The sequence below is a fragment of the Pseudoalteromonas phenolica genome, assembly GCF_044788725.1.
Taxonomy (GTDB): Bacteria; Pseudomonadota; Gammaproteobacteria; order Enterobacterales; family Alteromonadaceae; genus Pseudoalteromonas; species Pseudoalteromonas phenolica_C.
Genome location: NZ_CP173161.1, coordinates 282,567 through 295,554, shown reverse-complemented (window position 1 = coordinate 295,554; position 12,988 = coordinate 282,567). Strand labels below are relative to the sequence as shown.

General features: G+C 41.9%; 11 protein-coding genes. 6 read left to right on the top strand and 5 right to left on the bottom strand.

From position 1 onward, the window contains the following. Positions 1 to 6: 6 nt before the first annotated feature. On the bottom strand, positions 7 to 1,230 hold the full coding sequence (metB, locus tag ACH784_RS01350) for a cystathionine gamma-synthase (RefSeq protein WP_404392870.1): 1,224 nt from the start codon (positions 1,228 to 1,230) through the stop codon (positions 7 to 9). Between the two features lie 298 nt (positions 1,231 to 1,528). On the opposite strand from metB, the gene metJ reads away from it, so the two are divergent. Further along, positions 1,529 to 1,852, top strand: a complete 324-nt coding sequence (gene metJ, locus ACH784_RS01345) for a met regulon transcriptional regulator MetJ (protein ID WP_404392868.1) — start codon at positions 1,529 to 1,531, stop codon at positions 1,850 to 1,852. A gap of 80 nt (positions 1,853 to 1,932) precedes the next feature. Here the strand turns inward: metJ and ACH784_RS01340 are convergent, their stop codons facing one another. Next, positions 1,933 to 3,186 carry a malic enzyme-like NAD(P)-binding protein gene (locus ACH784_RS01340; RefSeq protein ID WP_404392866.1) on the bottom strand — a complete coding sequence of 418 codons (1,254 nt, stop codon included), beginning with the start codon at positions 3,184 to 3,186 and terminating at the stop codon, positions 1,933 to 1,935. Positions 3,187 to 3,993: 807 nt separating this feature from the next. Continuing rightward, a complete protein-coding gene (gene rpmE, locus ACH784_RS01335; RefSeq protein WP_404392864.1) occupies positions 3,994 to 4,209 on the bottom strand; it encodes a 50S ribosomal protein L31 in 216 nt (71 codons plus the stop codon). Between the two features lie 254 nt (positions 4,210 to 4,463). Here rpmE and priA point away from each other — a divergent pair, with 254 nt between their 5' ends. The 5 genes from priA (at position 4,464) to ACH784_RS01310 (ending at position 9,586) form a co-directional block, all read left to right on the top strand. Then, positions 4,464 to 6,635, top strand: coding sequence for a primosomal protein N' (gene priA / locus ACH784_RS01330; RefSeq protein WP_404392862.1), 2,172 nt, complete (start codon positions 4,464 to 4,466; stop codon positions 6,633 to 6,635). 7 nt (positions 6,636 to 6,642) lie between these two features. Then, entirely contained in the window at positions 6,643 to 7,176 is a 534-nt protein-coding gene (locus ACH784_RS01325; RefSeq protein ID WP_404392860.1) for an SPOR domain-containing protein, read from the top strand. An 84-nt stretch (positions 7,177 to 7,260) separates the two neighbouring features. After that, a complete protein-coding gene (gene hslV / locus ACH784_RS01320) occupies positions 7,261 to 7,779 on the top strand; it encodes an ATP-dependent protease subunit HslV (protein ID WP_404392858.1) in 519 nt (172 codons plus the stop codon). A 10-nt stretch (positions 7,780 to 7,789) separates the two neighbouring features. Continuing rightward, entirely contained in the window at positions 7,790 to 9,118 is a 1,329-nt protein-coding gene (gene hslU, locus ACH784_RS01315) for an HslU--HslV peptidase ATPase subunit (RefSeq protein WP_404392856.1), read from the top strand. An 84-nt stretch (positions 9,119 to 9,202) separates the two neighbouring features. Next, positions 9,203 to 9,586, top strand: coding sequence for a gamma-butyrobetaine hydroxylase-like domain-containing protein (locus tag ACH784_RS01310; protein ID WP_404392854.1), 384 nt, complete (start codon positions 9,203 to 9,205; stop codon positions 9,584 to 9,586). Positions 9,587 to 9,883: 297 nt separating this feature from the next. Here the strand turns inward: ACH784_RS01310 and ACH784_RS01305 are convergent, their stop codons facing one another. Both ACH784_RS01305 and ACH784_RS01300 read right to left on the bottom strand, forming a co-directional pair. After that, positions 9,884 to 11,740, bottom strand: a complete 1,857-nt coding sequence (locus ACH784_RS01305) for a methyl-accepting chemotaxis protein (protein WP_404392852.1) — start codon at positions 11,738 to 11,740, stop codon at positions 9,884 to 9,886. Positions 11,741 to 11,869: 129 nt separating this feature from the next. Beyond that, positions 11,870 to 12,895, bottom strand: a complete 1,026-nt coding sequence (locus ACH784_RS01300; RefSeq protein WP_404392850.1) for a glycosyltransferase family protein — start codon at positions 12,893 to 12,895, stop codon at positions 11,870 to 11,872. Positions 12,896 to 12,988: the final 93 nt, after the last annotated feature.

Below are 12,988 nucleotides of genomic sequence, written 5' to 3'. Positions count from 1 at the left end.
TTTCTTTTACCAAAGTGCCGGATGGGCAGGTGTTAATTTACAGGCTTTGTTATCAGCAGACGCAGGTGCCTTGCCTGGCTGTGTTTTAGCAAAAGCCGCTTCGAGGTCTGCAAGTAAGTCAGCGACTTCCTCAATGCCGACAGAAATACGGATCAAAGTATCGCCGACACCCGCTTCTAAACGTGCTTTAGGTTCCATGCCTGCATGTGTCATGGTCGCAGGGTGACAAATTAAGCTCTCAACACCACCTAAAGACTCAGCCAACGAAAACTCTTTCACTGTTGTTAAAAATGCCGCCGCATCCTCAAGACCGCCAGCGATATCAAAACTCACCATGCCACCAAACCCTAACTGCTGCTTTTTCGCCAGTTCGTGTTGCGGGTGTGATTCAAGACCTGGGTAATAAACTTTGCGTACGTACTCAGATTGCTCTAAGTACTTGGCGATAGCTAAAGCATTTTCTTCATGTTGCTTAAGACGCACTTTAAGGGTTCTTAAACCACGTAATGTCAGATAGCTATCGAATGGTGCACCAGTAATACCAATGTTATTTGCCCACCAGGCCAGCTCTTCACCTAACTCTTGGGTTTTCGCAATCACCGCGCCACCAACGACATCAGAATGGCCGTTAATGTATTTAGTAGTCGAATGCACCACAATATCAACACCAAATGAGATTGGGTTTTGTAGCGCTGGAGATAAAAACGTATTGTCAGCGCCCACTAAAGCCCCTACTGCATGGGCTGCATTCACAACTGCCTCAATGTCTGTAAGGCGCAGAATTGGATTACTCGGTGTTTCAATCCAAACCAGTTTAGGTTTGATCTCTGCAATTTGTGCAAGACTTTCAGTACGGGTCAAATCTAAAACTTTTAGTTTCAATAGGCCACGCTTTTCAAGTGAGGTGAATAAACGGTAGCTACCACCATAACAATCATGAGGGATCACTAAGGTATCGTCATGGTTTAAAAGTTGAGTAACTAGGTGCACAGCCGCCATACCGGTCGCTGTGATGATGCCTTTTTCTCCGCCCTCAAGCTGCGCTAATGCTTCAGCCAAAATGTCGCGATTTGGGTTACCACTACGACCATAATCATAATCACGCTTAGTATCGAAATCAGCGAACGAATACGTTGTAGAAAGATAAAGAGGAGGCACAACCGCACCATGGTGCTTATCGGCTTCGATACCATGTCTGACTGCGACTGTTGACTTATTGCGTTGGCTCATATCACCACCTAGTATATGGATGTTTAGACGTCTAAAAGGTTAGATGATCAAATTAGAGAAGTCAAAACATTTATACTGCTAAATGGCTATTTAACTAGAATTTGACTATCTTTTTTAAACCGATAAAATTTCGCCACCTCGTTAACTAATATTGTTAATAAGACTGGGTTTTTGACCATAAATCGGTACATTAACCTTAGTTTGAGTTGGGCGTTAGTCAAACTAAGTCAATTAAAGCCGTCGCAAACGAGCGTAGTCTTATTGGCAGTAATTACTCTTAAGGCATCAGAAAAATATTATGGCTAAATGGAATGGTGAATACATTCACCCTTATGCAGAGCATGGCAAAAAATCAGAACAAGTGAAGAAGATCACCGTATCTATTCCTTTAAATGTATTAAAAGTATTAACTGATGAGCGTACTCGCCGTCAGGTGAACAACTTGCGCCATGCAACAAACAGCGAGTTACTGTGTGAAGCATTTCTGCATGCCTTTACGGGTCAACCGTTGCCAAGCGACGAGGATCTACGTAAAGACAATCCTGAGAAGATCCCTCTTGAAGTGCGTAACATTATGAAAGAGATGGGCTTAGAGATCCCTGAGATTAACGAAGAAGGCTAATTAGCTTTTTTGTTATTTCAAAGAAACATAAAAAAACCTCGCCGTTGCGAGGTTTTTTATTAATCTAGTCTTGTCTAAGATTAAGATTCAAATTGTGCCATGTAGTTTTCTGGTAAATCGATTTGCGCAACACCAGAATCAATCGCAGCTTGTGCCACAGCTTTAGCAATGCGAGGCAGTAAACGCGGATCCATTGGCTTAGGAATAATATACTCAGCACCGAACTCTAGCGACTCAACATCGGCTGCTTTAAGTACTTGCTCAGGCACAGGCTCTTTCGCAATACCACGAATGGCTTCTACCGCTGCAATCTTCATCTCATCGTTAATCGATGTTGCACGCACATCAAGCGCACCACGGAAAATAAACGGGAAACACAATACGTTGTTAACTTGGTTAGGGTAATCTGAACGACCTGTCGCCATGATTAAATCATTACGTGCACTGTGCGCTAATTCAGGGTTTATTTCTGGATCTGGGTTTGAACATGCAAATACTACTGGCTTATCAGCCATTAGCTTTAAGTCTTCAGCTGAAAGTAAATCAGGACCAGACACACCCACAAATACATCCGCTTCTGCGATAACATCTTGAAGCGTTCGCTTATCCGTGTTGTTCGCAAATAACTTTTTGTATTCGTTTAAGTCATCACGACGTGTATGGATAACACCTTTTCGGTCAAGCATGTAAATGTGCTCACGTTGTGCGCCACATTTAATCAGCAGTTCCATACATGCGATTGCTGCAGCACCCGCACCTAAACATACAATGATAGCGTCATGAATGTCTTTACCTTGTACTTCTAGTGCATTCAACATACCCGCAGCAGTTACAATCGCAGTACCATGCTGGTCGTCGTGGAATACAGGAATATCACAACGCTCTATAAGTGCCTTTTCAATTTCAAAACACTCAGGCGCTTTAATATCTTCAAGGTTAATACCACCGAAGGTATCAGCAATATTTGCAACCGTATTAATGAAGTCTTCTGTGGTGCGATGCTTTACTTCAATGTCGATTGAATCTAAGCCTGCAAAACGTTTGAATAGCAACGCTTTACCTTCCATTACTGGCTTAGAGGCCAGCGGGCCTAAGTTACCTAAACCTAAAATAGCAGTACCGTTACTGATCACAGCAACCATATTGCCTTTACCTGTATAAAGGTACGCATTAGCAGGATCTGCTGCGATTTCACGTACAGGCTCAGCCACACCTGGGCTATAAGCTAACGCAAGATCTTTAACAGTTTCTGCTGGTTTAGTTAGTTCAACACTGATTTTACCTGGAACGGGATGAGCGTGGTAATGTAAAGCTTGTTCACGAAAGTCTGACATGACGCGATTTTTTCCTGCAAGAAGTTAAAAGTGAGAGTGAAATAATTCGCTATAACTAAAAGATACTCGCTTTCTAGATATATTCAAGCAATTTCAGGTCTATCCACTTTTTAGCGAAATTTATCTGCAAGATGCCGTAATATTGCAGATTTTATGAAACATTCTTTTAGCTTTTTTGACATTTTATTGACCCTACGAAGAGCAAAAGCGTTTAATAAAGCAGCGATTTATGCGACTAGAAATTCCAGTTAAACAAAAAAATAGAAATCGAACATTTTGAAATCTTTTGACAACATTTAGAGACTTTTAGCAACATTTACTGAATTTTAATTTTCACGACATCTAAATTTAAACAGCAATACTATTAAGAAATTTAAGCTTCATATCGAGAAAAACTGCAAAGTTATGCATTTAGTTATTAGGCCATTATTTACGGCTTAGCGATAAAAAGGGTTTTATGCAAAAGGAATTATTTTGCAAATGAAAAGTTGGCTCAGCAAGGTTTAGTCAGAAGGAAATAGTGAATATTCAGAGGATTAATGAGTTTTATACCAATCCTCAATAATACTCAATCATTTTGAGGGACTAAAACTGACGCTAGCTTTGTTAAAAATTTCTTATTTAGAACACTAAATAGCAAAATTTTAGCCTTGCCTACATGGAAGTAGGTACCTCAGCGATAGCAGGACGCGTGAGCGGTGCTATCGAGCAGTTTTCCTTGCCTCAAAATAGATCGCTTAATTAAAAGGATTGGTATCAGGCATAAAAAAAGCACCCAAATGGGTGCCTTTCTCAAACAAGCGTTGCTTATTTCTTGCTGCTAAGAGCACCGAAACGCTTGTTGAAGCGATCAACACGACCACCTGTATCAAGGATCTTCTGCTTACCAGTATAGAACGGGTGACATGCAGAACATACGTCTAGGTGAATGTCTTTACAAAGTGTTGAACGAGTTTCGAATTTGTTACCACATGAACAAGTTGCTGTGATTGACTCGTAGTTAGGGTGGATACCTGCTTTCATAGTAAACCTCAAGGTTAGGCCGTATCGCTCTCCAAACCCGAAGTTTGGCACCATACGTAGTTATATTCAAATTAGTGGACGCGTATTTTATTGGAGTCGTCCGAAATCTACAAGCAATAATTGCACAAAAAGTAAATAAATCGCCCTATCATTACACTCAACCCACTTAGCAGTAATTTACTCAGCGTTTTTCACTGGGATTTCAAAGCCTGCTTTAGTACATTATAAACATCTACTGCCATGTTCGAACATTCATGCTATTTGTTGAAGTTGCCCTAAAAGTCCCACTACATAGAACCTTTGATTATAAAATCGACTCAAATTTAACAGTTCAAAAAGGCTGTCGTGTATGGGTAACTTTTGCCAATAGAAAATTGGTCGCCATGGTCGTTGACATCAAGACTCAGTCAGATGTGCCCGATAATAAAATCAAAGCCATTACCTCTGTCATTGATGAGCACCCGATTATTAGTGATGCTTATCTTGCTTTTTTGAAATTTACAGCACGATATTATTGCCACTCGCTAGGTGAAACCATTTTTACTGCACTGCCTGCATCTCTGCGTCAAGGTGAGCATCCAGATAAAACCCAAGTGCCCGATTACACACTTACTGAGGAAGGTAAAGCATCTCCCAAGCTTCGCGCTAAAAAGCAGTTAGCACTGATTGAGCATTTAAAAGACTCAGGTGTAACGAGCCTCACTGAGTTAAAAGCATTAGGTTTTACAACACAACAAATAAAACCACTCAAAGAGAAAGGCTTAATCAAAGAAGCCATTAATCACTGTGAAGCTTGGTCGTCACACACACTTGAGATTGCAAGTAAACCGCGCCTAAATGAAGAGCAAGCTGCCATTTGTGCCGCCGTGAATCAACATGTGGGCTACCGTACTTTCTTAATTGAAGGGGTCACGGGCAGTGGTAAAACTGAAGTTTACTTACAATGTTTAGAAAAAGTACTTAATGCTGGTAAACAGGCATTGGTTTTAGTACCTGAAATTGGTCTTACACCACAAACTGTTAACCGCTTCAGGCGCCGCTTTCCAAATACTCCGATTGATTTATGGCATTCAAATTTAACTGATAATGAGCGCTTACACACTTGGCGACGTGCTGAACAAGGTAGTAGCGCGCTCGTTATCGCAACTCGCTCAGGGATTTTCTTACCTTTTAAAAGCCTAGGCATGGTCGTGGTAGACGAAGAACATGACGGATCTTTTAAACAGCAAGATGGGTTGCGTTATCACGCTCGAGACTTGGCCGTTTACCGCTGTGCGACACAACAAATACCACTTTTATTAGGCACTGCAACCCCCGCATTAGAAACCCTACACAATGCACTAAGTGACAAATACCAATTGGTGTCGTTGACTAAGCGTGCGCAAACCAAAGTAGATAACGCCTACTTGTTGGTTGATATGAAAGGCCAGCCGCATCAAAATGGTTTTGCACCAACTACTTTACAGCATATTGAACGTACGCTTGCACGTGGCAAGCAAGTCATGGTGTTTTTAAACCGACGGGGCTATGCGCCTACTTTAATGTGTCATGAGTGTGGCTGGCTCAGCGAATGTCACCGCTGCAGTGCCAGTGCCACTTACCATAAAGGCATGTCACGCTTAGTGTGCCATCACTGTGGTGAGCAAAGTTATGTACCACCGCAATGTGTTGACTGTGGCAGTACCAATATTTTGCCTGTCGGTTTGGGCACTGAGCAGGTTGAACAGTTTTTAGAAGCACAGTTTCCCGACACGCCACTGAGCCGTATAGATCGAGACTCAACTCGCCGTAAAGGCGCACTCGAAGAAGCCCTCAATGAAATCAATGAAGGTGGCGCGCGTATTCTGGTTGGCACTCAAATGCTGGCGAAAGGCCACCACTTTGCCGATGTCAGCCTAGTGGTTATCTTAGATGTCGACAGTGGCTTATATAGTAGTGATTTTAGAGCCACAGAACATATGGCTCAATTGATCACTCAAGTCGCGGGTCGAGCTGGGCGCAGTGGCGAGCCGGGCACGGTATTACTACAAACCCATTATTGCGAACACCCGCTGTTACAAGATTTGGTAAATAATGGCTACGGCGACTTTGCCCGTTATGCACTCAAAGAGCGTGAAGAAGTTGCCCTACCACCATTTTCTTTCTTAGCTTTAATACGTGCCGAAGCTAACAATGCCAAATTAGCCATCGACTTTTTATCGGATCTGGTTCCTGCTAGCCCATTCTCTGGTATACAATTGCTCGGACCAATTCCCGCGCCGATGGAGCGCGTGGCAGGAAAATATCGATATCAATTACATATTCAAGCGCAGGATCGAGCAGTTTTACATAGCTACTTAACTCAGTTATTAGCGTACGTAGACAAGCATCCATTAGCAAACCGACTGCGCTGGAGTATAGACATAGATCCTATGGATACTTATTAAGTAACTTATGGCACAACACGACTTTATAAATAAAAAGCCCAAAGGCAGAAACACCAAAAAAGCGGCGCCAAGCCCAAAACCCGTCTCAAAACTACTGATTCTACTGGCCTTGTTGCTAGTCGCAGGCTTTGCCTACGGCCTTTGGTTTATCACGCAAAATGCCGATCCAAAGAAAGTAGAAGAGGTTGCCAAGCCGGTTGCAAAGAAAGAGCAACCTGTGACAAAGCCAAAACCTAAAGATCCTGATTTTATTCAAGAAATTAAAGATGCAGAAATCAAGGTCGAAATCAAAGAAATCAAAAAACGCGGCCCTTATCAAATGCAATGTGGTTCGTTCAGAAATCATGCTGATGCAGAAAGTATGAAAGCTAAAATAGCCTTCGTTGGCCTAATTGCTGAAGTTAGAAGAACCGAAGGCTCTAATGGAGTCTGGTTTAGAGTACGTCTTGGCCCTTATGAAAGTAAGCGACAAGCTGAAAGCGATAAAAATAAACTCAAGCGCATCAACATCGTAAGCTGTGGAATTTGGGGCTGGACTTGATTTCTCACCAATAGCCCATATACCTACAGCAATCTAAGATATTTAAGTAAGACAAGTGTGAGTTAACGCACAGTAAGGAATTTTATGACTACTATCGTAAGCGTGCGTCGTGACGACAAAGTTGTTATCGGCGGCGACGGTCAAGTGTCACTTGGCAATACAGTAATGAAGGGTAATGCCAAAAAAGTACGCCGTCTTTATAACGGTAAAGTATTAGCGGGTTTTGCCGGTGGTACTGCAGATGCATTTACGTTATTTGAGCGCTTTGAAAGCAAACTAGAAATGCACCAAGGCCATTTGACCAAAGCGGCAGTTGAAATGGCAAAAGATTGGCGCAGTGATCGCGCACTTCGTAAATTAGAAGCTCTGCTAGCAGTTGCTGATGAAACCGCCTCATTAATCATCACAGGTAACGGTGACGTTGTGCAACCAGAGCATGACCTTATCGCCATTGGTAGTGGTGGTAATTTTGCTCAATCTGCAGCCATAGCACTATTAGAGAATACAGATCTAAGTGCACGTGAAATCGTAGAAAAAAGCCTGAAAATTGCTGGCGATATCTGCGTATTCACTAATAATTTCCAAACCATCGAAGAACTATAAGAGGATTGCCATGACTGCGATGACCCCAAGAGAAATCGTGCACGAGTTAGATCAGCACATTATCGGTCAAGATAAAGCCAAAAAAGCCGTGGCAATTGCACTTCGTAACCGCTGGCGTCGTATGCAACTTGACGACGATTTACGCGCTGAAGTAACACCAAAGAATATTCTAATGATCGGCCCAACAGGTGTCGGTAAAACTGAGATTGCGCGCCGTTTAGCAAAACTTGCTAATGCACCTTTCCTGAAAGTTGAAGCGACAAAGTTCACTGAAGTAGGCTATGTAGGTAAAGAAGTTGAGACCATCATCCGTGATTTGGTTGATATTTCAATCAAGATGACTCGCGAGCAACAAGCTAAAAAACACCAGCATCGCGCAGAAGAAGCAGCTGAAGAACGTATTCTAGATGCGCTCCTTCCACCAGCGAAAGATGCATGGGGCGAAGCTCAGCCTGCAGAAAATAGCAGTACACGCCAAGTTTTCCGTAAGAAATTACGTGAAGGTCAGTTAGACGACAAAGAAATTGACATTGATGTTGCTGAAGTTGCACCTCAAGTTGAGATCATGGCACCACCTGGTATGGAAGAGATGACCAACCAACTACAAGGTCTATTCCAAAACATGGGTGGCGACAAGCGTAAGAGCCGCAAGCTGAAAATCAAAGATGCTTTCAAGCTACTTGTTGAAGAAGAAGCCGCTAAAATGGTGAATCAAGAAGAGCTGAAAGAGCAAGCTATCTTTGCGGTAGAGCAAAACGGTATTGTTTTCATCGATGAAATCGACAAAATCTGTAAGCGCGGCGAAGCACAAGGCCCAGACGTGAGCCGTGAAGGTGTACAGCGTGATTTACTGCCTCTAATCGAGGGCTCAACGGTCAGCACGAAACACGGTATGGTTAAAACTGACCATATTCTTTTCATTGCCTCTGGTGCGTTCCAAATGGCAAAGCCGTCTGACTTAATTCCTGAGTTACAAGGTCGCTTACCTATTCGCGTAGAACTTGAAGCACTTTCTGCTGCTGACTTTAAACGCATTCTTACCGAGCCTCATGCATCGCTTACTGAACAGCAACAAGCACTACTTGGCACTGAGCAAGTAACTGTCGACTTCACTGATGATGCGTTAACTAAGATTGCAGAAGCTGCATGGCAAGTGAACGAGAAAACAGAAAACATCGGTGCGCGTCGCCTTCATACTGTGATGGAAAAGCTGATGGAAGAGATTTCATTCGATGCTTCTGAAAAGACAGGCACAACGCTTTCTATCGATGCAAGCTATGTTGAGCAGCATTTAGATATGTTGGTACAAGACGAAGACTTAAGCCGCTTTATTCTTTAAGTTTAGCAAAGATTATGCGCTATTATTAAGCGGGGCCTGTGCCCCGCTTTTTTGTAATACCAAAAATACTCATTGAGAGCAGTCATGTATATTGTCAATAAACTTCACTACCATACTGTATCTAAAACGCTCGACATTCATTTCGATGATGAGCAAATATTCACTTTAAGCTGTGAGTATTTGCGAACCCACTCCCCTTCTGCTGAAGTGCAAGGACATGGTAATCAATCCAAAGATCCACTGAATCTGGTGCTGAATAAACAAGAGGTAGCTATCAAAAAACTTGAGCCTGTTGGACATTATGCCGTAAGGCTGGTTTTTGATGATGGCCATGACTCAGGTTTATATAGCTGGCAATATCTTCGTGCACTTTCAGAAGAACAGACTGAACGCTGGCAGAGATATCAAGCGAGGGTTGAGGACTATCATGCCAACAAAGATCGTATTCCTATCAAGTTCACGCCATAATACCAATCCGCAATAACACTTAATCATTTTGAGGGATTAAACCTGACGCTAGCTGCGTTAAAGATTTCTCATTTAGAACAACTAAATAACGAAATCTTTGCCTTGCCTACATGGATGTAGGTACCTCAGCGATAGCAGGACGCGTGAGCGGTGCTACCAACAAGGTTTTCTTGCCTCAAAATAGACCACTTAGTTAAGCGGACTGGTATAATCTGGAGCGTTAAAACTTGAATATAAAAAAACGCAGCAAATGCTGCGTTTTTCAGTTTTTCCTAGCAATTTAGTAGTGATGCTAATTTAGTATCTATACTTAGCAACCGCCTCATGCAGTACTTTGGCTTGTTCAGAAACCTCTTCACTGCTTTGTGCATTACTCTTCGCATGCTCAGATGCAACTTGTGCAATATCGCGAATACGCACCACGTTTTTATTCACTTCAGACGCAACCTGATTCTGTTCATCAATAGCAGTCGCAATGTGCGTGCTCATTTCCATGATGGTCTGTACATCTGCCGTAATCGAGCTCAGTAATTCACCAGCTTTCTCGGCCTGTGAGACACTCTCACTGCCCTGGGTACGACATTGATGCATAATACTCACAACAGACTGAGTACGCTCTTGAAGAGTTGAGATAATACTCTCGATTTCTTGTGTTGAATCTTGCGTACGTTGCGCAAGTGATCGAACCTCATCTGCAACTACCGCAAAGCCTCGCCCTTGTTCACCTGCACGTGCAGCCTCAATTGCCGCATTCAATGCAAGTAAATTTGTTTGCTCTGCGATTCCACGAATAACATCCAACACCGATCCAATCGTTTCTGCATCACGCTCAAGTTGTGAAACCACATCTGATGCGCCGCCTAATGAGTCTGATAAAGCCATAATACGATGGATCGTCGCATCAACTTCAACTCGGCCTTGTTGAGCGTTTTCATTTGTTGATTCTGCTTTTTGCGCAGCCGCTTCTGTATTGTGCGAGATATCTTGAATCGTCGCTTGCATTTCAGTCGCCGCTGTTGCCACCATATCGGCTTCGTGCAATTGCTCATGCATACCTGCACTGGTTTGCGCGGTGGTTTCACTTAAGTGATGGGTCGCTTCATTAATCGTACCTAAGGCGGTATTCACCTCTGAAATCAGAATCTTGAAGTCATCAATCAAACTATTAAAGTCTTCAGTCATGGTAGTGATTTCATCATCACCTGTTGACTCGATTTTAATTGCTAAATTGTTTTCGCGGCGAATTCGCTCGATAGTTTGATACACACGTTCTACAGGCGTAATAATTGAACGGCTTGTAGAAAGCACTAAGATCATTACGATAATACCCGCAACAATAAAAATGCCAATGGCCGCAGTTTGCGTCGTTCTCGCATTTGATTCAATTGCTTCTTTAGTCTGTAAAACGATATTCTCAACCGTGGCATCACCTTGCTTCACAATCTTAACCATTTCACCAAGTGCGCCGTCTTCAAGGGACATACCCAACTTAACTTGGGCGTCAACAAGGTCAGTAAACTTGTTTTTATAATCTAGCAACAAAGGCGCTAGCCCATAAGATTGTAGCTTTGGATAAAGCTTGTCATAGGTAATATTAAATTTATCTAAGTACTTAGTATCTAAACGCAACATGAAATCTTTTTCTGCACGTCGTAACTGCAACATAAGACTTAATAATTCAAAATTATTGTGCTGCTTTAACCCTGTTTCTACTTCATGCACAGCTGAGCGTAATGCGCCGTACAAAGCATCTTTAGGGTGCAAGCCAATCGTCTTTTGTAACTCCACAACATGTTCAAAGGTTTCTTTGTAAGATCGACTCAAACCGCGAAACTTTTCAAGCTCCCCTTGATCGATAGATAAATCATTTAATAGAACATTTAACTGATCTATTTTTGTGATTAAGTGCTGATATTCTTTATCAAATTTACTAAGCGCTTCCGTGTCCTTATAAAATAGAAAATTCTTTTCGTACTTGCGCATTGATAACTCATGAATTTCAAGCTCTTCAGCGTACTTAATCGCTTCATTGAGTTTCAGCATTGTGCGAGCTTCAAAGATAATCACCGCGAGCATTACCAACATTGCAATTCCGACAACAATTGCATTCAGTTGCAAACGCCTTTTGATGGTTAAATTTTCTAATAAGGCCATACTGTTACCTAAGGTTATAAAACATATGATTAGTATAGACCAAGGTTGAAAAATAGGCTTTTAAATTTAACCTAATAACAATAAAAAATTCTAATACGCTCAATAAATGCACCTATTTATTTTTTAGAACTACCCAACCTTTAGTGTTTTCCAAGCTGTATCATGTAATGCATTAATTTCATGCCACTTTTCAGCTTTTATCCATTCAACTAACAAACAAGGATCCGATGAAAAACTCACCGAGGTTTGACCATCTATTTCTAAAAAATCCTCTACGGCATTATCATTTAAATAATGCATTTGCTTTGCCCAACCTAGTTTTATTAATAAACTTGCATCAATGGTTTGCACTAATTCATGTTCCAACGGTTTTAATAATAAGTTTTTACCCATTTTTAGTGCCGCGTTAATTACTTCAAACTGGGCGTGAGTGATGACCCCTTTACAACTTTTCATGTCTTGTAACAATTGTTCGTGATCGTCGCCTCGATAATGAATATTGCCAACAGATTTAGTGTCTGCCGCTGGGTGAAAACAATAAAATTCAGTATTGGGAAAGCTTTCCAATAAATTCTTTATTGCTGGCAATGACTCGGAAGGTAAGTACACCACCACTTTATTTTTTATACAGGTGGTGTGATAACTAGGTACTATCGGTGGCAAGATATTTTGTGCAAACGGGATCCAGTGAAACCCTAACCGATAATCTGCGGGTACTAACCATTGCTGCCAAATTCTCGTCAGGTTCGCACCATCAAAAGGTAATTGGTGGTGATTAACCGCCACATGATGTCCTAAAGCCATTACCGGGATCCCGGAAAGTTTTGCCGACCATGCGACGATTGACTCATTATCAGTAATCACCAAGTTATAATTCGCCCCCTTAAAATGAGAACGGTTGGTAAAGATATCAGCCACTTTCTGCCTAAAGGTTTTAGTAAACCGTGTGGGTTTATGCCTGATGAAGCAGCTCCCCGTTTTAAGCGCTTCAATCTGAGCAATCAACTGTTTGCTTGCTGGTTTAGATAAATTGTCACCGGATAAAATAACGTCCGCATCAACTTGATGTGTTTTAAAACACTGGATCAATAAATATGTTTGCTGTAATTGCGCAAGATCGATGATTTTTGCTGCATATAGTACTTTCAATGCCATTCACCTTATTCGTTCCATGTAACAATCAGTACCCCTTCGTTGTCATAAGCGGTACTTTTGCACAAATTAGTTGCTCATTGATTAAACTTTAGA